We start from the raw sequence: 19,062 nt of genomic DNA, 5'->3' as shown, positions 1-19,062 counted from the left end.
ACTCATAGGGCTCGTCGTTACCGGGTGCCGAGTCCGGCTCGGAGCAGGTGTATCGTCATCGGCCAGCCGATCGTAAGAGGGAGACGACCAAGACGGTTTGGATCGAGTTCAGTCGCGGTCGGTGTGGGCGTCGGCGAAGGCGGTGTTCCACTCGTCGATGAGGTTTCGAAGGCGGTCGGTGTGAGTGGCGGAGAAGGTTGCGGGTGCGCGGGACGGTGGTTCGATCTCGGTAGTCGACGGCTCACTTGCGGTGGTCGATTGCGAGCGAGCGATCGAGTCGGCTTGAACGGGCGGCCGAGTAGTGGATCGAGTGCTGGACGCGGTCGGTGTCGAATCAGTCGTCTGTGAGTGTCGTGTGCTCATATCGGTCGGGATGGGTGGAGTGTGTGATGTGGTTCGGCGAGAGCGTTCGGCGGTCGAAGCGGGCGGAACGAGCTGCGTGAAGGCCGGCTACACGTACACGTGGCATCTGTACGCGGACCGTTACGCCCAACCATAATAAATGTTAATGATGTATGGGCGAGAGTCACAATCGTCACGACTAAACTCACGGCAGATAACCGAGCGCAGTACGTGGACGAGAGCGAGGATACCGAGGCGAACACCGGAATGCGAGCGCATGCGAACCGAGAGCGAGACATGATCGACGTCTCGAGTGAACTGGCTGCCGACAACACCGATAGCACTGCCGGTGAGTCATCCGGTGTTGCCGTGAGCATTATCGTTCCGGCGCGAAACGAGGCCGAGTTCATCCGCGGCACGCTCTCGAGTCTCGCCGCGCTCGACACCGCACTCGAGTTCGAGATTATCGTCGTCGACGGGAACTCGGACGATGGGACGCGCGCGATTGCACGGGAGTACGGATCGACGATCGTCGAAGAGGACCATGGGAGTATCGCGACGGCGCGCAATATGGGAGCGAAACGTGCAAGCGGCGAATGGCTCGCGTTTATCGATGCGGATACGCGGGTCCGGGCGGACTATCTGACGGAGATGTGCGGCTTCGTCGAGGCGAACGGGCTGGCAGGCGCGAGTTCGCGCTGTCGGATAACGGGACCGTGGCGGGCGAAGGTGATGGAGGCGACGATCAACCACGTGTTTCCGCGCCTCGAGCGGCCCGTATTGCCGGGATTCAACTGCTTCGTCCATCGGCGGGCCTTCGAGGATATCGGCGGCTTTCCGACCGTCCCAAACGAGGATACGGCGTTCAGTCGACGGCTTGCACGCCGGTATCCGACGGCCTACGCCCCGGACGTGCTGGTCGCGAGTTCAGGCCGACGGATCGCCGAGTCGGGGTTGACGGGAACGCTCTGGCACTACGTTCGGTTGGATGCGCAACGACTGCGGTCCTAGTACTGTCGGACAGAACTACGTGAAGATTGATCGCGAATTCTCGATCAACTTCGTATTGACACCTGTCAGACAGTATAACTTCGCGTTCGTCTTCGCCCGGGTGGCGCGTCAGCGACTGTGTCTCGGGTACGGGCATGGACCCGCCAGGGAACCGCTTTTGGCCGTCCTCGTCGGTCACGGAATCGTGTCCACTGTCCCCCCAGAAGTCGCGGACCTTCTCGAGAGTGAACCGCTCATGGCCCATCTCGGGACCTGTGTCGAGGGACGCCCGCACGTCGCCCCCGTCTGGTATCGGTACGAGGACGATGTCGTTGAACTCGTGACGACGGGCCGAAAGCTGGAGAACATCCGGACGAATCCGCGCGTGTCGCTGTCGGTACAGGCGGACGACGAGGGCCGAACGCGCTGGATGGTGACGCTACTCGGGACGGCAACGGTCATCGAAGACGACGCCGAAACGGCAGCGGCGAGACGGCGAATCAACGAGAAATACGGCGCGAAACCGGACGCCTACGACGAGAACACGCTCGTTCGGGTCGACGTAGGATCGACGACCTACGAGACCTACTGACAGGGCACAGACGGGAATACGGCCCACACCGATCGTGTGGACGGGAGAAGCGCGTCGCGAGAGTGATCCCGACGGACAGCGGTTTGAGGGATGGCTACTCGCCGCGTCGCTCACGACTGCGACCGCACGAACACAGTGTCGACGTTATCAGACGGGTCGGCACCGTCACGGGATCAGCGCGTCCGACGCGGACTGGGAGCGGACACGAGTTGGCGGTGGCGCTCGATCGGTCGGCGATCATCGCGCCCTCTCGAAACAGTTGCACTGCGACCGGACCGTCGGCCGCATCGACATCGGCGGTGAAACACGTCGTCGCACCCGCCGGGACCGTCACCGTCTCGAGCGTCGCCGGATCGGGACCGGATTCCTCGTCGCTCTCGCTCTCGGCGACCCGCTCATCCGATTCGTCACCGACCGCTACCTCGCCGAAGACCACCTCCTGACACGCACTGAACTGCGGATTCGACGCCGTAAACGCGCCGACACCGGGAACGACCGGTTCCTCCCGGAACGCCTCGACGGAGCCGATAATCGCATCGTCGGGGAACTGTTCGAGTTCACGTACGTCGATTATCCGCTCGCCGTCGACCGCGCCGACCGGCTCGATGACGTTTCCGACTTCATCGCCGGCACCGACGAACGTCGCGGTGACGATCACGTCGGCGAACTCGCCGAAGACGCGAATCCGCCGGCAGTCGATGAACTCGATCCGTTCGTCGGGTGGCGACACGGCGCGCCACTCGAGTGAGACCGCGTGCTCGCTATCGTTGGTGATGCAGAAGACCGGCCCGTCTGCGTTCTCGTCGGTATCGCCGCACGCAGGGGTCAGCCGAATCGGCGGTGCACGAGCACAGATAGCGTCTGCAGTATCGGCTTCGCTGGTGGTCTCGTCGCCATCGTCCGCGGTATCGCCGCCGGCAACGATACCTGCGGCAGTTCCCGATACGCCGCCGATCACCGCGGACGTAACGGTGACCCTTCGCAACCACTCTCGTCTGGAAGGTATCTCTTGAGACATTGATTTCTGTGATTTCTTCCCCGGGAGCCGCCCCGAGAACGCGAGTGAATTGCGACGCATCACCTATTGTTATCGACAGGCTGCAGACCGTTCACGAGAGCAAACAGTATCCTGGCGTTCGATTATCATACGCAGCAGTCGATCAATACGCAGAACCCCTCTCGCGCAGTGACAGCGGCATCTATCCACCCACCGCCAATAGTACGGTATCGCTACAGCGCCTCGTCGCGGCGTATGCCGTCACATCGCGGGTCAATGACGGCCTACACCGAGATACCACCGCCGAGAAAATCCGCGAGGACGACTCGGCTACAGTCCCGTCGGAACGTCGAAGTAAGTCGTCTCGAGTTCAGTCTCCCACCCCTCGACCCGCTCCTGGATCGCCCGGACGCCGAACGTCTCGGTCGCGTAGTGGCCCGCCAGCGCGACGTGAATACCCGCCTCCCGCGCTTCGTGGTAGACCTGCTGTTTGCCCTCGCCGGTCACGAGCGCGTCCGCGCCCGCCTCGATGGCTTCGTCCAGCCAGTCGGTGCCGCTGCCGGTGACGATCGCAATCTCGTCGATCTCGTCTGGACCGAACTCGAGCAGTCGGACGGGGTTGTCCTCGGTATCGAGTTCGGTATCGAGTCGGGAGCGCAGCTCCGCGGGCGTGTACGGCTCCGACGCGGTGCCGCGCTGGCCGATGAACTCGGGGCCGAGTTCACCGAACGGGGTTCGATTCTCGAGGTCGAGCGCGTCGGCGACGCCGGCGGCGTTCCCGAGTTCCTGATGGCCGTCGAGCGGGAGGTGCGAGACGTACAGCGCGAGGTCGTGCTCGATCAGCGGAGCGAGTCGATCGTAGGTACGGCCGGTGACGCGGTCGAAGCCGCCCCAGGAGATGCCGTGGTGAACGACCAGCGCGTCCGCGTCGGCCGCGATCGCCCGCTCGAAGGTCTCTTCGACGCCGTCGACGGCGAAGGCGACGTGTTCGACGGTGCCCTCGTCGGGACCGACCTGCAGGCCGTTCGCGCTGGCGTCGAGGTCGGCGTAGTCGGCGGTTCCGAGCGTCTCGTCGAGGCGGTCGACGAACGCCGAGAGTTGCATGCTCATACTCCCGCGTTAGGCCGGCGGCGGCTTGTATCCTTGCGATCGAGCGCGACGCAGTCGGCGGTTGCCGATCGGCGAGTGGCGATCGATAATGGCAGACTGAACTCGGACGAGCGGGTAGCCGGCACCATCAGCGCTCGCCCGGCGTCGATGCGGCATCGACACGAAACGCGCGGAGCGTGTGGCGCTCGAGTTCAGTTTGCTCGCACTCGGCCGGGTGGAGTCCGCGGTCGGTGAAGACCTGGGTCCAGTCGCGGACGTAAAGCGGCACGCCGTCGACGTGGCGGATTTCGCTGGCAGACGAGTCGGCTGGCGGGCGAGATGGTGACTCGTCCTGAGTCGGATACTGCCCTTCGTTCTCCGCTGTCAGGAGGGTCGTGCCGGCCACTCGAGCGAGTTCGTCGAACACCCATTCGTTGTCCGGGTGGACGTGCTGAAGCGTTTCGACCGAGTAGACGACATCGAATCGATCGGCCGAGACGGAGCGAGCCAGGCGCTCGATCGGACAGCAGTAGAACGTTCCCGCGGCGAACAGATCGGGCGAGTGGCGTTGCATCACGTCGAAGGCGGTCTCGTTGATATCGATGCCGAACAGGTTCTCGTAGCCGTGGTCGTGAAGGTGTGCGAGGTGGCGGCCCGAACTACAGCCGAGTTCGAGCACGGTGGCATCGGGGTCGACGAAACGAGCCAGCGTTCGGCGAATCGCCTCGCTCGTGGCGTTCGGACCGTAGTACGCGTAGTATTCGGGTGAATAGGCACCCGAGCGTGATTCCCAGCGGTCGTGGACATCGGTTACATTCATGATTACATCAGCTCGGTACCGCAACGTTCCGCTGCAGTCGCCGCCACACCGCGACGGCGACACGTCGGCTCATCCGCTCGTCTGCTTCCGTTATCCGCTATTCACTCATCCGCTGTCCGCTCGAACAACGCCCGCGAGTAGCCTACCGCCGCCGCGGGTCATATAGCTGTGGTCACAGCCGGCTCGCCACCGCCGGCGCGCCGACCGCGGGACCCCAATTTACTACCAGCGCCTCGTATCACTTCCCATGTCACGGCGAACGATCAGCCACGAGACGGGTGCCATCTACGAGTTCACACCTGAACTCGAGCCGATCGCGACGGTCGAGTCGGGCGCGCAACTGACGGTCGAAACCAGAGATAGCTTGGACGGGGCAGTCCAGTCGGAGTCGGACGTGCTCGAGTCGGTTCCGGCGGAGGTAAACGCCGCGACGGGACCAATCGCGGTCGAGGGGGCCGAACCCGGCGACGTGCTGCGGGTCGATATCGACGACATCCGACTGACGGAGGATCGTGGCCGCGTCATCTCGGTCGACGGCTTCGGGCTACTCGACGGCCACGAGGGAATCGAGGCACCCCGGTCCCGGATCACGCCCGTCGAGAGTGAGAGCGACGGAGACGGAGACGGAAACGGAAACGGAAACGGGGAACGAGCCGAAAGGAGCGACGCGACGCTCTCCATCGCGGGAATCGACGCCGACGTTCCAGTCGAACCGCTCATCGGCACGATCGGCGTCGCGACCGAATCCGAATCGCACACGACGCTCGTCCCGCACGACCACGGCGGCAACCTCGACACGACGGATCTGTGCGCCGGAAACGCGGTCTACTTCCCCGTTTTTCAGGCGGGTGCCATGCTCGCGATGGGCGACTGCAAGGCCGCGATGGCCGACGGCGAGATGTGTGGCACCGGCGCGGAGATCGGAACGGCCATCGACGTGACGGTCACGGTGCTCTCGGACCCCGAAACCGAACTCGAGCGCCCGCTGATCGAAACCCCCGAGGCCTGGAAACCGGTCGCGAGCGCGGACACGCTCGAAGCAGCTTGCGAGATAGCGACTCGGGACGCGATCGAACTGCTGGCCGCGGAACACGAGGTCGACACGACGGACGCCTACCTGTTCGCAAGTCTGGTTGGCGGCCTCGAAATCAGCCAGGTCGTGGACCCGCTGGTCACGGTTCGAAACGCGGTTCCGAAGGCGTATCTCTCCGCGCCGTTCTGAGCCGACGGCCCGTCGTTAGGAAGACTCGGCGGCCGCGCGTTCGTAGATGAACTCGCGCACCAACTTTCCGGCGAGCGAGGCCGCCTGGCCGTCGTCGCGGTCGTTGACTTCGACGACATCGACGCCGGTCGCCTGCGGCGCAACCGAGCGCACCGCGTCGCGCAGTTCGCGCGGCTCGAGTCCGAACGGCTCCGTCGTCCCGGTTCCGGGCGCGTAGCCCGGATCGGCGGCGTCGATGTCGACGCTCAGGTACACGTCCCGATCCTCGAAGCGATCACCGGGGTCCCAGTCGGCCACGTCCTCGGGCGGAACGACGGTCACGTCGGCCGCCTCGGCCCGGTCCCACTCGGCCTCGCTCCCAGCGCGAGCCCCGAGGACGAACAGCTTGTCGACCGAGTCGAGTTCATCGTCGTCGAGCACTCGTCGCATTACGCTCGCGTGCGAGAGCGGATTGCCGTCGTAGTCCTCGCGCAGGTCCAAGTGAGCGTCGAGCGAGACGACGATATCCGGTTCGACGGCGCGGACGCCGGCCAGCGAGACCGTGTGTTCGCCGCCGAGCGTAACCGGGACGGCGTCGTCCCAGGCGATATCGCGCAACACGCCCTCGAGCCACTCGAGGTACTCCGGAACGTCGTCCCACGCGCGAACGTCGCCGTGGTCGACGACGCCGAGGTCGGAAAAGTACTGGTCCGTCCGGTGGTCGTAGTCGTCGAACGGCTCCGCAAAAGTCCGAATGCGCTGGGGTCCGAATCGGGTCCCCGGCTGAAAGGTCGTCGATACGTCCAGGGGCGCACCGACGACCACGAAGTTCGCGTCCGAACGGCCGGTCGCCGCGTCGGTTCCTTCGCGTTCGTCCGTCGCCCCAGGAAACATTAGACGATCTTTCGCTGGTCTTCCATCTCGAGGTATTCGATGTTCTCGTCGGGGGAGGCGTCGACATCCTCGGGCATGCGCATCGTGATGGTCTCGTACGTTTCTAGGTCCATGACCTGCATGTCGTTGCCGTCGACGGAGACGACCTGGCCCTGTTTGCGCTCGATGATCGGAACCCAGATCTTCGCGTCGACCGGCTGGGAGAGCGAGCGCTTTTTGCCGTCGAAGACGCCTTTCGCTTCGATACGGGCCTTGGCGCTGCCGTGTTTGCCCGGTTTCGCCGTCGAGTAGGCGTTGATCTTGCAGGCTGCGTCGTCGATGATTACGTAGCTTCCTTCCTGGAGATCGCGAACTTCTTGCTGCTGTTTCGCCATGTCCCGGGGTAATCAACCGACGGCCATAAACCGTTTGGAATGCCGGCTCGAGTGTGCGATACGTGTCACCAGTGTTCTTAAACTCCAGTATCCGGATGCCTGCCGGAGATCAAATCGGTGAAAGCGGACAGAACGCATGGAGAACATTCAATTCGACCTGCGAGCCAGTTTACGTTCACCAGGGACGCCGGCTCACCACCGAAATCCGGTGGAAGCGACGGGCGGTTCGAGCGGACTCGGCGGCAGGCCGTCCCCGACGGTGGGATCGTTGTACGCACCCGGTGCAACATCGTTTGGCGTCGCCGGGTAGCAAAGCGATGCGAGCAACTGGATGTGGCCGCGGCCGACGCCGAGTTCGAACTGGCCGCCGCCGTACATGCTGATGTCGCGTTCCTCGCAGTAGGCGATCGTCTCGAGTAGCGATTCGACTGACCCGAACCGGGACGGTTTGACGTTCAACCACTCGGGCTCCCAGGGAAGCGCTTCGATATCCGACACGCCGTGAATCGGTGCGTCCCAGGACACACGCTCGCGGACGGTCGCTTCGTCGAACAGCGATTCCGTCTCATCAGTCAGCGCGGGGTCCTCGATGACGGCGTCGGGAAATGACTCGAGGACGAGTTCGTACAGCGTCGGGTCGGCGGGGGCGTCGACGGCGGTGCCCGCGTACTGTCCCTTGAGGTCGAGGATCTGCACTGCGTCGGTGCCGACCGTCTCGCCAACGCGGGTGACGAGTTCTCGATCCCACGTCGTCGTCGGGTCGAGCTTGAACTCGATCTCGGGGACCCGTTCGCGCAGTTGCTCGAGTCGGTCCGTCGTCGGCGGCTCGCCGAGTCGGGTGCTGGTGACGAACCGGACGGGGTCGCGCGACCGATCGAGTTCACTCGCGAGCGTCGTCTCGGCCTGTCGCAACGCGAGGTCGAGGGCCGCGCTCTCGAGGCCCCAGCGGCGGTAGTTTCGAAACACCTCGCGGTCCGGAGCGGTCGGAAACAGGTCGAGATCGACGAGTCGCTGGGAGAACTCCCCGAACGTGAACTCGCCGGTCAGATCCGGGAGTCCGTGCTCGGCGAGGGCGTGGTGGTCGTCGGCCTCGTAGGTCACATCCTCGCCGACGCCGGACTCGCCAGCGCCGGTGAGCGTGAATTCCGTCGTGACGCGGGTGAACTCGCTCGAGGTCTCACTCGAGAGCCGTTCGGTGGTCGCGTCGTCGATCGAGAGCGAGAGATCGGCGAGGTGGTCGAACGCTGTCTGCAGGTCCATAGCGTGTGACTCACCGGCCAGCGAAAAGTACGTTCGCCCGTTTCGTTCCGTCCTGTCCCGTTCTTGCCGTCACTTCTCACGCTGGCGCTGTCGGAGGTTCTGCCTGGTAAACTGCGGTTTTGCCTGAATGGACCGCGACTCGCGGAACGTCCGATAGAGTTGGATCGAAAGAACGAACGCGAAGATCGCCGCGACGACTGCAGCCCACGGGGCCTCGAGGGCATAGAGAACGCCCATCGAGAACAGCGCCATCGTCAACAACATGCCGTAGATCAGCCGTTTTGCGAGTTGATCGAAGACGTTACCCGAATCCTCGACGCCGACGCGAACGTACAGATCGTCCCGGTCGAGTCGATCGAGCGTCCGCTCGAACTTCGGGGCGATTCGAGTCAGCGACTCGCCGCTCCGACGGATCTGACCCGCGGTTTCGGCGGCGTACTTCCGGGCGGTCTCCTCCCGATACCCCTGTTCGGTGAGGTAGTCCGTCGCGGTCTCGATGAAGTCGAAATCCTCATCGAGGGTAACGCAGACGCCCTCGACGACGGTCGCGACTCGCAGGACGAGCGCGAGGTTCTTCGGCAACCGGAACGGAAACACGTAGATCGAGTCCTCGATCTGGCCGACGATCTGGTTGACGCGATACTGTTCGACGTCTTCGCCGCGGGCGTCCTGGATCGCGATCTCCATCACTTCAGCCATCACGCCGCGATCCGCATCGGGCGAGAGCGTGCCGATTTCGATCAGCGCGTCGAGAATGCCGTCGATATCCTGGTTGGCGACGGCGATGTAGAACTCGATGATCTTCTCGCGGACGAAGTCGTCGACCCGACCGGACATGCCGAAGTCGTAGAAGACGATCCGCCCCTCGTCGGTCACCGCGAGGTTACCCGGGTGCGGATCGGCGTGAAAGACGCCGTCGTCCATGATCATCTGCATGTATGCCCACTGGAGGTTCTCCGCGATCGTGCTGCGGTCGATTCCCTTCCGCTCGAGTTCGGCGACGTCGTTGATCTTGGTCCCTGGAATGCGTTCCATCGTCAGCACTCGCGGCCCGGAGTGACTCTCGATGACGGCGGGAATCCGGTAGCGGTCGTCGCCGGCGAAGTTGCCCCGGATCTCCGCGAGCATCTCGGCTTCTCGCTCGTAATCCATCTCCTCGCGGATCGTCTTCGAGAACTCGTCGGCGAGGTTTTCGAGCGAGAAGGCCCGAGATTCGTCGACGAAGAACAGGATAAGCGGCAGCGACCAGCGGATCACGCGTAGGTCGGCTTCGACCAGTTCTTCGATGTCGGGGCGACGGACCTTGACTGCGACCTCGCGAACGTCGTCGTCGTCGCGGGCGGCGACTGTTTCCGAATGCAGTTGTGCTTGATAGACCTGTCCGAGGCTCGCGCCGCTTATCGCCGCCGTGTCGAAGGAGTCGAACTGCTCGTCGATCGGTCCGAGTTCGGCTTCGATGACTGCGCGGGCCTGCTCCCACTCGGCGGGCGGGACCTCGTCTTGCAGTGCGGCGAGTTCGTCGATGTACTCGGGCGGGAGCACGTCGGGGCGGGTCGAGAGCAACTGGCCGAGTTTGATGAACGTTGGCCCGAGCGTCAGGAGCGACTCGAGGAGGACGGACGCCCGATGGCGGCGCGTTTCAGGGGCGACCGATCGGGAGCGACCAAAGAGGAGGAATCGATGACGGTCTCGTGCATACGCGAGGAGCAGGGGCAGGAACTGCCAGGCGACGAGGACGAACCGTTTGTACGCACGGAGGGAGACCAGTCTCGGTCACCTCGAGTTGGTGTCAGTGTTGGTGTCGGCGTCGGTGTCAGTGTTGGTATCGATGTCAGTGTCGGTGTCAGCGTCGATTCCAGTATCGCTTGTCCTATTCGCTGTTGTCCCTGCGTCGCCCTCTGAAGCGATATCTCCGTTCTCATCCCCCGCAGTCTTCGTCTCGATAATATCGATCGTGGTCTCTTCGCTCCCCGGTTCGCTTTTGGGAAGCGTCAACTCCAGGACGCCACGCTCGACGACCGCGTTCGCCTCGACATCGGCCGCACGGACCTCGTCGGGAAGCGGCAGGTCGACATCGAGGAACAGCGAGCGGTTCTCCTCGAGATAGTGATAGTCGTCCGGAACGGCTTTCGCGCGTTGTCCAGTGATCGAGAGACGACCGTCTTCGACCGTCCAGCCGAGCGAATCAGCCGTAATTCCTGGCACGTCAAGAACGAGCAGATACGCTTCGTCGCTCTCGAGCAGATCGAAGAAGACGTCCTCGGTGAGATCCCGCAGGGCGTCGCGGAGCGCTGGCATAGATACAGGTTCGAACGCCGATACGAAAAAGCCCGCGGTAGCGGTCATCGTGCGAGCGGCGTCCGGGGCGACGGCCCAGATCCCGACCAGGATCGAACTCGGCAGAGTCGGAGCCGTGACGACCGCGTCGTCCCCTACGCTTTTGCCGTCCCGCAACCCGCGTTCGAGTATGAACGGAGCCGATCACGATCGCACGACGGCCGGGTTCAAGGTCCGGACCCCGGTCGACGAGGCCCGAGAGACGTTCAAAGAGGCCATCACGGAGCGCCTCGACGGTGACAGACCGTTCACCGGGACGGAACGAGTCCCCCTCGAGACCGCCGACGGCCGAACGCTCGCTGCGGCCATCACGGCCGACCGGAACGTCCCGCACTACGAGCGCGCCGCGATGGACGGCTACGCCGTCCGCGCTGCAGACACCTTCGGTGCCAGCAACCGCTCGCCCGAACTGCTTCGCATCGCTGACGGCGCTGGCGGCGGTGACGATGAAGAGGAAACTCCCGCGAACGCGACCGTCACGCCCGGAACCGCCGCCCGCGTCCACACCGGCAGCGCCCTCCCCGACGGCGCCGACGCCGTCGTGATGATCGAACACGTCGACGAGTTCGACTCGGCGGCCGAACTCGAGGTGACGGACGCCGTCGCCGAGGGAGAAAACGTCGCGCCGGTCGGCGAGGACGTCGACGCGGACCAGCACCTCTGCGACGCGGGCCACCGGCTTCGCCCGTCGGACCTCGGCCTCCTGCGGTCGGTCGGTCGCCGCGAGGTCACCGTGGCACGGCCGCCGACCGTCGGCGTGATCCCGACCGGCGAAGAACTCGTCGAGCGCGATCCGGGACCGGGCGAGGTCATCGAGACGAACGGCCTCACCGTCTCGCGGCTAGTCGACCGATGGGGCGGACGGGCGACCTACCGCGACGTCGTCACCGACGATGCCGACTCGCTGCGGGTCGCGATCGAGCGCGATCTGACGAAGGATATCGTGGTGACGACCGGCGGCTCCTCCGTCGGCGAGCGCGACCTCCTGCCAGAGGTGATCGACGACATCGGCGAGGTCCTCGTTCACGGCGTCGGTCTCAAGCCCGGCCACCCGGTCTGTCTCGGTATCGTCGAGGACACGCCCGTCCTCGCGCTGCCGGGGTATCCCGTCGCCTGTATCGTCAACGCCGTGCAGTTCCTCCGGCCGGCGCTGCGCTGGTTCGAGGGAACGACTCCCGATCCGCACCCGACGACCCAGGCACGACTCGAGCGCAAGATCCCGAGCGAACCCGGAACGCGAACCTTCGCCCGAGTTCAGGTGTCGCGACGCGACGACGACCCGGACGCGGCCGAACCCGCGGTCGTCGCGACGCCGACGCGGGCCAGCGGGTCGGGCGTACTCTCGAGCGTCGCACTCGCGGACGGCTGGGTCGTCGTTCCGGACGGCCGCGAGGGAATTCCGGCGGGCGAGACGGTCGCGGTGGAGAACTGGGAATCGAACCCGTAGGGAGCGCCACGATCGGCAGACTGACCGACGGACCGACGTTTTTACCGTCCGCGCGCGAAGGACCGCTATGAACCGCAAGGAGTTTCGCGATCTCGCCTCGCCGGCCGAGGCGCGCGAGGCGATCGACTCGCTATCGCTCGAGGGCGGCATCGAGCGCGTGCCGCTGACGGACGCCCGCGGCCGAACCCTCGTCGCGCGGCTCGACGCCGAACTCGACGTGCCGGGGTTCGACCGAGCGAGTCTGGACGGCTACGCGCTCACCGCGCGGGACACGTTCGGGGCCGACGAGGCCGATCCCGCCGAACTCGAGGTCGTCGGCTCGGTCCACGCCGGGGAGGAACCCGCGGTCGAACTCGAAGCCGGCCAGGCGGTCGAAATCTCGACCGGCGCGGTGATGCCCGACGGCGCGGACGCGATGGTTCCCGTCGAACGAACGGACACCGTCGACACCGACAGCGACGGCGACAACACGACCGTCCTCGTCCGCACCGCCGTCGCCCCCGGCGACAACGTCATGTTCGCCGGCGCGGACGTCGCCGCCGGCGAGCGCGCGCTCGGCCCCGGCACCCAGATTACGCCGCGGGACATCGGACTCCTCTCCGCGCTGGGTATCGACGAGGTCCCCGTCCGCAGCAAACCCCGCGTCGGCATCGTCTCCACCGGCGACGAACTCGTCCGGCCCGGCGACGAACTCGACAGCGACCGCGGCGAGATCTACGACGTCAACAGCTACACGATCGCCGCCGGCGTCGAGGATGCCGGCGGTGAAGCCGTGCTCTATCCCCACGCCGGCGACGAACAGGACGAAATGGAGCGCGTCCTTCGAGACGCCGCCGCGGAGTGCGATCTCGTGCTCTCCTCCGGCTCGACCAGCGCGAGCGCGGTCGACGTTATCTACCGGGTCATCGAGGAGCAAGGCGAACTCCTCCTTCACGGGGTCAGCGTCAAACCCGGCAAACCGATGCTCGTCGGGCGGTTAGCCGACTCCGCCTACGTCGGTCTCCCCGGCTACCCCGTCTCCGCGATGATGGTCTTTCGAACGTTCGTCGCACCCGCGATCCGCGAAGCCGCGGGAGTTCCCGAGCCGGAATCCGCGACCGTCACCGGCCGAATGGGTCGCGAGGAACGCTACGGGGAGGGTCGGCTTCGCCTGATGCCCGTGGGCCTCGTCCAGCGCGGTCCCGACGCTGAAGACGACCGCGACGCAGCCCCACGTGTGGACGACAGCGACAATGCACCCCTCGTCTATCCCGTCGACAAAGGCAGCGGCGCAACGACCAGCCTCGCCCAGGCCGACGGCGTCGTCGAGGTCGGCCCCGAAACGGACTACCTCGAGGCGGGCGAATCGGTCCGCGTTCGGTTGTTCTCACCCGATGTTCGCCCGCCGACGCTGCTCGGCGTCGGCGAGGACGACCCGACGCTCAACCGTCTCCTCGATCGTCTGGAGAACCCCCGCTACCTCCCGGTCGGCTCCCGCCCCGGCCTCCGACGACTCCGCGACGGCGTTCCGGACGTGGCCGTCATCGCCGGCCCGATCGAGCGCGACACCGACGCAACCGAACTCGGCGGCTGGATCCGCGAGTGGGGACTGGTCGTCAGACCCGGCAACCCCGACGAAATCGAGGGCCTCTCGGATCTGGTCGACCGCGACCTCCGGTTCGTCAACCGCACCAGCGATTCCGGACTTCGGGTCAGTCTCGAACGGGCGCTCGCCGAACTCGCCGACGACCGCGGTGCGGGACAACACGAACTCGCCGACTCGATCAGCGGATACGACATCGGGCTCCGCGCCCACGAGAGCCCCGCCCGGACGGTCGTTGCGGGCGAGGCCGACGCCGCCCTCGGACTGCGCGAGACGGCTGACCACCTCTCGCTCGAGTTCGTCCCGCTCGGCGAGCAGTCGGTGCGAGTGTTTGCGAACCCGGACCGGACGGCGAAGGCGAGCGTTCGTGAACTCGAGACGGCGCTTGCGGAGAACTCGAACGAGGGCACGTAACTGGGTCTGGGTCCGCACGTTCCCGAACGAGACAGTCAGGGCAGCCTGAACAGCGATTTTTAGGGGATGGTGCTGTACATAGCGTGATGTCGACGATAGCCGAGCTTCGGCTTCCAGCCACTGAGACGACCCTCGTGACCGCGTTCGAGCACGCCCCCGAGATCACCGTCGAACTCGAGTCATCGGTCTCGAAGACCCGGCCCTGCCTCTGGGTTGCGGGCGTCGATCGAGAGCGGGCAACGGGTGCGTTCGATGTGGACCCAGCCGTAATCGAGTATGATCTGCTCGTCGAATCGGACTCCAGACTACTGTTCGACGTCGAGTTCGCCGATGGAGCGGGAACCGACCAGTTGTGTGAAGAATTGCTTATCGACGGCGGCTCACTCCTCGAGATGTGGGGCACCGACGGCTGGTGGCAGGCCAGAGTTCGGTTCCACAACCGAGAGACGCTGACGCAGGCCTATGATCGACTCAACGAGATGGGGATCAGTGTCGATCTCCGGCGGATCACCGACGTTGCCGACTCGGAAAGCGGCGAGACGCGACTGACGCCCGAGCAACACGAGGCGCTGGAGGCGGCACTCGAGTACGGATATTTCGAGATTCCGCGGCGGATCTCGATGGAGGAGTTAGCAGATGAACTCGGTATTTCCCATCAGGCGCTCTCCGAGCGGTTCCGCCGCGCGTACGAAACGTTGGTCAACGAGGAGTTACAGCACGTCGAACAATCGTCGTAGTTGTCGTGGGAATTCAGCCGTAGTCGTCATCGCAGTCGTAGTCATAAGCCCACGCGCTGAGCGGCTAGAAGAGTTCGTCGAACGACTCGACGCGGTAGTCACCGAGGACGCATCGACCACGGCGGTCGTGGCCGACCCGTTCGACGTGAATGGCGTCGAGGCCGGCGTTCCAGGCCGCGCCCACGTCGTTTGCGCCGTCGCCCGCGAGCACGCCCAGGTGGCCGTTTTCCCCGACGCCGAGGTCGTCCATCACCCGCTGCACCGGCTGCGGGTCCGGTTTCCAGCCCGTCTGTTCGGTACAGCACAGTCGCGCATCGAACCAGTCCCGAATGCCGACGTTGTCGAGGACGGGTTCACAGAGGAACTCCTGACAGTGCGTGACCAGTCCGACCGGCGCGTCGAGCTCGGCGACGAACGCGGCGTCCTCGTGAAGATAGGTCTGTTCGGCACGGACCAGCGGATCCTCCTCCGCGTGGAAAGCCTCCCAGAACGTCGTCGGATCGACTCCCCACTCGAGGAGCTGTCGGTCGCGAGACCCGGTCAGGCCGCTCCAGAGGATATCCGCTTCCTGATCGCTGAACTCGCGACCGAGACGATCGCCGACCCGGTCGAAGACGCCCCGGGTGTACGACCACTCGACGTCGACGAGTGTGCCGTCGAGATCGAGAAGCCAGAAGTCGTAGTCATCGTCGACGTCGAAGGCGTTGTCATCGGCGTCGAAAGCGGATGCAGATGCGGACGCAGAGGCGGCAGCGGAAGCGGGACTGGAGGCAGCGTCGACTTCGAACTCGTTCTCGTTCTCGTTCTCGGTGACCATCGGGACACAACCGTACGGGAGTGGCGAGTAAATGTGTACCGATTTCCTGAACGACTGCTGACTCGTCGATTCGTCACGGTGGCAGTCGACAGGTCGGAATCCCACAGCGAGATCGGCTATACGTCCTGCACTCTGATACTCGAGCCGAGGTACTTCGAGAGCGTTTCGGAGACCGTCTCAGCGTTGAACGCGTCGAGGTCGGCCGCGATGGCCGATTTCATGGCGTCGAAGTACGCCGTATCGACTTGCAGTTCGCTGAACGAGACCGATTCGACGGGCAGATCGAGCCAGTCTTCGGCGAGCCGTCGGACGTGGGCCTCGTCGGCAACCTCGCCGCGCCAGAGCGTGTCGCGGAAGAAACGCCAGCCATCGGTTCCCGGTTCGGGTGCCCCACGACGGACGGTAACCGTCGTCGTTTCACTGCCGGGTTCGAGCGAGATGGACGGCTGCGCGGGTTCGAGTCGAACGCGAACCGTGAAGACGTACTGGCCGTGCATCGCGTGTAGATAGACGATGGAGCCACTCAACTGTTCAGGCGGCTCATCCAGGTCCGGGCCTGAATCCGGGTTCGGGTTCGGGTTCGGGTTCAGGTACCGGTATCGGTGTCGGTACAGACACAGCTACAGGGACGGAGAGACCAGAACAGAGACCCAGCGACCGCACACGCCCGAGACGAACAGCTTTCGCAGGAGTTCAGGCGTTGCGTTCGGACTCGATCAGTTCCGCCATCTCGATGTCGTCGTCCGTAATACCGCCTTCCTCGTGGGAGGTCAGTCGGATCTCGACCTCGGAGTAGCGGATGACGATCTCCGGATGGTGAAACTGCGATTCGGCGATCTCGCCGACCATCTGCGCGAAATTGACGCCCCGAAGGTAGTCGTCGAACTCGTACGTACGGACGATTTCGTCGCCGTCCTGAGCCCACTCGGCGGGAAGCTGTGCCTCGATTTCCTCGTCTGAAAGGATGTCAGCCATGGTCGCCCGAACGAAGGCCAATCAAATAATGATTGTGCCACGTGGGTTTTCGTGACACGCCGTCGTGATCCACCCCGACACACTGAGGTGTCGACAGCACAACTGAACTCGGTCTCCGAAAACCATTGTAAACCATTGTGGACGTTGCGATTCCGCGATGCCCCGCCCACTCGTTAATCGTCGTCGGTCGCCTCGAACTGCACCGCCGAGCGCGCTTCGGACCTCGCGTTCTCAAACAGCGACGGCACCTCCTCGTCGCCGAAGTCGGGATCGAACAACTGGAGTGCCGTATTGATCGTGCTCCAGTCGTCCTCGGCCGCCGCCTCGCGCAAACTTCTGGTCGGGGGCGCAAGCAACTGGTTGACCAGCGCATCCGCCATCGACTCGATAACCTCGCGCTGTGCCGGCGTCAGCGAATCGTCCTCGAGCTGTGAGATCGCCGTCTCGAGTTCGCGTTCCTTGATTCGCGCTGCGGACTCGTACATCGCGCCGATGACCTCGTCGGCGCGGGCCCGTTTGTACTGGTCGCAGAGCAGATCGAACTCGCGGTCGATCATGGTCTCGACTTCGCGTGCGGCGTCGGCCCGCTTGACGTGCGTTTCCTCGGTGACGGTTTCGAGGTCGTCGAGATCGTAGACGGTGACGGTTTCGAGCGTATCGGTTGCGGGAGCGACGTCGCGGGGCTGACCGAGGTCGACGACGACACGACCGGCATCGGTCGGGGTAGTGGCGTCCCGATCGCCAGCCAGGTGCCGGCGTTCGAGGAGCGGCTCGTCGCTCCCGGTCGCGGTCACGATTACGTCCGCCTGGGTCGCGATGGTACCGAGGGATTCGAGCGGAACGGCGCGCGTTTCGGCGTCGGTCCGGTCGCCGAGTTCGGTAACGAGGTGGTCGGCGTGAGAGACGGTACGGTTTGCGATGATAAGTTCGTCGATGCCGGCGTCCGCGAGGCTTCGGGCGGCGAGTTGGCCCATCTCGCCCGCGCCGACGACGAGGGCGGTCGCGCCGTCGAGCGAGATCGTGGTGGCGGCGAGGCGCGTCGCGGCGGAGCCGAGGGAGACGACGCCCTCGTTGATCGCGGTTTCGGTCCGGGCGCGTTCGCCAACGTGGATGGCCTTCGTCACGGCGGATTCGAGCATCGAGCCGATGCCGCCGGCGACGCGGGCGTCCTCGTAGGCGGTTCGGACCTGGCCGATGATCTGGTCCTCGCCGAGGACGACCGATTCGAGGCCGGCCGCGACCCGGAGCAGATGGCGCAGGCTCTCGTCGTGGTCGGTACGAACGAGCGCCTCGTCGTCGATACCGGAGAAAAGTTCCGCGAGTGCGGCGCGGCCGACGGCGGCGTCGGTGCCGACGACGTAAGCTTCGACCCGGTTGCACGTCGAGAGGACGTATGCCTCCTCGATTCCCTCGACCGAGACGAGGTCGGCGACGGCGTCCTGCTGACTGTCGGGACTGGCCGCTGCAAGGTCGTCGACGCTCCCGCTCCCGTGGGTGACGCGGGCGGCGGTGATGACGCCGGCCGACATCACGAACGATCACCCGCGGATGGCAACTCCTCGCCCAGCACGTCCTCGATCACTTGTCGTGTCTTTGGGTCTCCGTTACGTAAAGCTGTCCAAACGGCCGGAGAATTGACGACATCGGTGACGAGTTCGCGTCGCCGCGCCGGAGCCACGTCGCGAGCCTTGAGTTCGGCCCGCAACTCGCCGCAGAGCGTCGCCATCGCGCCCGCCCCGTCGAGCGTTGCTTCGAGTTCCCGGCGGAGGTACTTGCTGAGCGCCGGCGCGGTTCCGCCGGTCGCGACGGCGACGACGACGGGGTCCTCGCGGACGGTCGCGGGAACGACGACGCTGCCCGGCTCGCGGCCGCCGGCGCGGTCCGCGCGGTTGACGAGAATGCCCCGGTCCCGCGCGGCCGCCACGACGGCGTCGTTGACCGCTTCGTCGTCGGTCGCGGCGACGGTCAGGTCGGGAGCCGCGCGCTCGATCCAGTCCGGCACGTCGTCCGGGTCGGGGGCGGCCCGACACCGCTCCGCCCCGCCGAAATCAGCGTCGCTGAACGCGGGGCTGACGACGATCACGTCGGCTTCCCGAGCGAACCGGCGCGCCTTCCGCGCGCCGACGGGGCCGCCGCCGAAGACGAGCACCGTCGCGTCCGTAAAGTCGTGAAGCAGCGGAATCATCGAGTGCAG

20 protein-coding genes are annotated in these 19,062 nt (G+C 65.2%); 6 read left to right on the top strand and 14 right to left on the bottom strand.

What is annotated here, in order from left to right:
* Positions 1-108: 108 nt before the first annotated feature.
* Positions 109-363: a hypothetical protein gene (locus C480_RS11830; protein ID WP_006665849.1), complete on the bottom strand. Its 255-nt coding sequence runs from the start codon at positions 361-363 to the stop codon at positions 109-111.
* Between the two features lie 210 nt (positions 364-573).
* Here C480_RS11830 and C480_RS11825 point away from each other — a divergent pair, with 210 nt between their 5' ends.
* Together C480_RS11825 and C480_RS11820 are read left to right on the top strand one after the other, a co-directional pair.
* Positions 574-1,353: a glycosyltransferase gene (locus C480_RS11825; RefSeq protein WP_006665848.1), complete on the top strand. Its 780-nt coding sequence runs from the start codon at positions 574-576 to the stop codon at positions 1,351-1,353.
* A 157-nt stretch (positions 1,354-1,510) separates the two neighbouring features.
* Positions 1,511-1,924: a pyridoxamine 5'-phosphate oxidase family protein gene (locus C480_RS11820; protein WP_006665847.1), complete on the top strand. Its 414-nt coding sequence runs from the start codon at positions 1,511-1,513 to the stop codon at positions 1,922-1,924.
* Between the two features lie 94 nt (positions 1,925-2,018).
* Here the strand turns inward: C480_RS11820 and C480_RS11815 are convergent, their stop codons facing one another.
* From C480_RS11815 to C480_RS11805, 3 genes are all read right to left on the bottom strand, one after another.
* Positions 2,019-2,909, bottom strand: coding sequence for a hypothetical protein (locus C480_RS11815; protein ID WP_241433821.1), 891 nt, complete (start codon positions 2,907-2,909; stop codon positions 2,019-2,021).
* 342 nt (positions 2,910-3,251) lie between these two features.
* Positions 3,252-4,025, bottom strand: coding sequence for a Nif3-like dinuclear metal center hexameric protein (locus C480_RS11810; RefSeq protein WP_006665845.1), 774 nt, complete (start codon positions 4,023-4,025; stop codon positions 3,252-3,254).
* Between the two features lie 133 nt (positions 4,026-4,158).
* A complete protein-coding gene (locus C480_RS11805) occupies positions 4,159-4,830 on the bottom strand; it encodes a class I SAM-dependent methyltransferase (RefSeq protein ID WP_006665844.1) in 672 nt (223 codons plus the stop codon).
* Between the two features lie 247 nt (positions 4,831-5,077).
* Between C480_RS11805 and C480_RS11800 the strand changes: the two genes are divergently transcribed.
* Complete coding sequence (locus C480_RS11800; protein WP_006665843.1) at positions 5,078-6,052, top strand: acetamidase/formamidase family protein; 975 nt, start codon at positions 5,078-5,080, stop codon at positions 6,050-6,052.
* 15 nt (positions 6,053-6,067) lie between these two features.
* On the opposite strand, the gene speB is transcribed toward C480_RS11800, so the two are convergent.
* The 5 genes from speB to C480_RS11775 form a co-directional block, all read right to left on the bottom strand.
* Positions 6,068-6,925 (bottom strand): agmatinase, encoded by an 858-nt coding sequence (gene speB / locus C480_RS11795; RefSeq protein ID WP_006665842.1) that lies wholly within the window; start codon positions 6,923-6,925, stop codon positions 6,068-6,070.
* A complete protein-coding gene (locus C480_RS11790; protein WP_006665841.1) occupies positions 6,925-7,299 on the bottom strand; it encodes a translation initiation factor IF-5A in 375 nt (124 codons plus the stop codon). The genes speB and C480_RS11790 overlap by 1 nt, the downstream gene beginning before the upstream one ends.
* A 192-nt stretch (positions 7,300-7,491) precedes the next feature.
* Positions 7,492-8,559, bottom strand: coding sequence for an enolase-like domain-containing protein (locus C480_RS11785; protein ID WP_006665840.1), 1,068 nt, complete (start codon positions 8,557-8,559; stop codon positions 7,492-7,494).
* Positions 8,560-8,628: 69 nt separating this feature from the next.
* Complete coding sequence (locus tag C480_RS11780; protein ID WP_049903616.1) at positions 8,629-10,269, bottom strand: ABC1 kinase family protein; 1,641 nt, start codon at positions 10,267-10,269, stop codon at positions 8,629-8,631.
* Positions 10,270-10,332: 63 nt separating this feature from the next.
* Complete coding sequence (locus C480_RS11775; RefSeq protein WP_049903689.1) at positions 10,333-10,857, bottom strand: Hsp20/alpha crystallin family protein; 525 nt, start codon at positions 10,855-10,857, stop codon at positions 10,333-10,335.
* 169 nt (positions 10,858-11,026) lie between these two features.
* Between C480_RS11775 and C480_RS11770 the strand changes: the two genes are divergently transcribed.
* The 3 genes from C480_RS11770 (at position 11,027) to C480_RS11760 (ending at position 15,076) form a co-directional block, all read left to right on the top strand.
* The gene (locus C480_RS11770; RefSeq protein ID WP_006665837.1) at positions 11,027-12,343 is read left to right on the top strand and encodes a molybdopterin molybdotransferase MoeA; all 1,317 of its coding nucleotides are present in this window, start codon (positions 11,027-11,029) and stop codon (positions 12,341-12,343) included.
* Positions 12,344-12,410: 67 nt separating this feature from the next.
* Positions 12,411-14,339 (top strand): molybdopterin biosynthesis protein, encoded by a 1,929-nt coding sequence (locus C480_RS11765; RefSeq protein WP_006665836.1) that lies wholly within the window; start codon positions 12,411-12,413, stop codon positions 14,337-14,339.
* An 86-nt stretch (positions 14,340-14,425) separates the two neighbouring features.
* Complete coding sequence (locus tag C480_RS11760; RefSeq protein ID WP_006665835.1) at positions 14,426-15,076, top strand: helix-turn-helix domain-containing protein; 651 nt, start codon at positions 14,426-14,428, stop codon at positions 15,074-15,076.
* A 64-nt stretch (positions 15,077-15,140) separates the two neighbouring features.
* Here C480_RS11760 and C480_RS11755 read toward each other — a convergent pair whose 3' ends face one another.
* The 5 genes from C480_RS11755 to C480_RS11735 all read right to left on the bottom strand — a co-directional run bounded on the left by C480_RS11755 (position 15,141) and on the right by C480_RS11735 (position 19,053).
* Positions 15,141-15,893 (bottom strand): HAD family hydrolase, encoded by a 753-nt coding sequence (locus tag C480_RS11755; RefSeq protein WP_006665834.1) that lies wholly within the window; start codon positions 15,891-15,893, stop codon positions 15,141-15,143.
* Positions 15,894-16,009: 116 nt separating this feature from the next.
* The gene (gene lwrS, locus C480_RS11750) at positions 16,010-16,390 is read right to left on the bottom strand and encodes an LWR-salt protein (protein WP_006665833.1); all 381 of its coding nucleotides are present in this window, start codon (positions 16,388-16,390) and stop codon (positions 16,010-16,012) included.
* A gap of 196 nt (positions 16,391-16,586) precedes the next feature.
* Positions 16,587-16,868, bottom strand: coding sequence for a 4a-hydroxytetrahydrobiopterin dehydratase (locus C480_RS11745; RefSeq protein WP_006665832.1), 282 nt, complete (start codon positions 16,866-16,868; stop codon positions 16,587-16,589).
* A gap of 173 nt (positions 16,869-17,041) precedes the next feature.
* Positions 17,042-18,400, bottom strand: a complete 1,359-nt coding sequence (gene hemA, locus C480_RS11740) for a glutamyl-tRNA reductase (protein ID WP_049903614.1) — start codon at positions 18,398-18,400, stop codon at positions 17,042-17,044.
* A complete protein-coding gene (locus C480_RS11735) occupies positions 18,397-19,053 on the bottom strand; it encodes a precorrin-2 dehydrogenase/sirohydrochlorin ferrochelatase family protein (protein ID WP_006665830.1) in 657 nt (218 codons plus the stop codon). Before C480_RS11735 ends, hemA begins: the two co-directional genes overlap by 4 nt.
* Positions 19,054-19,062: the final 9 nt, after the last annotated feature.

It is taken from the genome of Natrialba aegyptia DSM 13077 (genome assembly GCF_000337535.1).
GTDB lineage: Archaea > Halobacteriota > Halobacteria > Halobacteriales > Natrialbaceae > Natrialba > Natrialba aegyptia.
This window is presented reverse-complemented; position numbering and strand designations above follow the sequence as displayed.

Bases quoted from the DNA above. Each gene is read 5' to 3' on its own strand.
- C480_RS11830 (WP_006665849.1), bottom strand. From the start codon at position 363: ATGAGCACACGACACTCACAGACGACTGATTCGACACCGACCGCGTCC.
- C480_RS11810 (WP_006665845.1), bottom strand. From the start codon at position 4,025: ATGCAACTCTCGGCGTTCGTCGACCGCCTCGACGAGACGCTCGGAACC.
- C480_RS11805 (WP_006665844.1), bottom strand. From the start codon at position 4,830: ATGAATGTAACCGATGTCCACGACCGCTGGGAATCACGCTCGGGTGCC.
- C480_RS11800 (WP_006665843.1), top strand. From the start codon at position 5,078: ATGTCACGGCGAACGATCAGCCACGAGACGGGTGCCATCTACGAGTTC.
- speB (WP_006665842.1), bottom strand. From the start codon at position 6,925: ATGTTTCCTGGGGCGACGGACGAACGCGAAGGAACCGACGCGGCGACC.
- C480_RS11790 (WP_006665841.1), bottom strand. From the start codon at position 7,299: ATGGCGAAACAGCAGCAAGAAGTTCGCGATCTCCAGGAAGGAAGCTAC.
- C480_RS11785 (WP_006665840.1), bottom strand. From the start codon at position 8,559: ATGGACCTGCAGACAGCGTTCGACCACCTCGCCGATCTCTCGCTCTCG.
- C480_RS11775 (WP_049903689.1), bottom strand. From the start codon at position 10,857: ATGCCAGCGCTCCGCGACGCCCTGCGGGATCTCACCGAGGACGTCTTC.
- C480_RS11770 (WP_006665837.1), top strand. From the start codon at position 11,027: ATGAACGGAGCCGATCACGATCGCACGACGGCCGGGTTCAAGGTCCGG.
- C480_RS11765 (WP_006665836.1), top strand. From the start codon at position 12,411: ATGAACCGCAAGGAGTTTCGCGATCTCGCCTCGCCGGCCGAGGCGCGC.
- C480_RS11760 (WP_006665835.1), top strand. From the start codon at position 14,426: ATGTCGACGATAGCCGAGCTTCGGCTTCCAGCCACTGAGACGACCCTC.
- C480_RS11755 (WP_006665834.1), bottom strand. From the start codon at position 15,893: ATGGTCACCGAGAACGAGAACGAGAACGAGTTCGAAGTCGACGCTGCC.
- lwrS (WP_006665833.1), bottom strand. From the start codon at position 16,390: ATGCACGGCCAGTACGTCTTCACGGTTCGCGTTCGACTCGAACCCGCG.
- C480_RS11745 (WP_006665832.1), bottom strand. From the start codon at position 16,868: ATGGCTGACATCCTTTCAGACGAGGAAATCGAGGCACAGCTTCCCGCC.
- C480_RS11735 (WP_006665830.1), bottom strand. From the start codon at position 19,053: ATGATTCCGCTGCTTCACGACTTTACGGACGCGACGGTGCTCGTCTTC.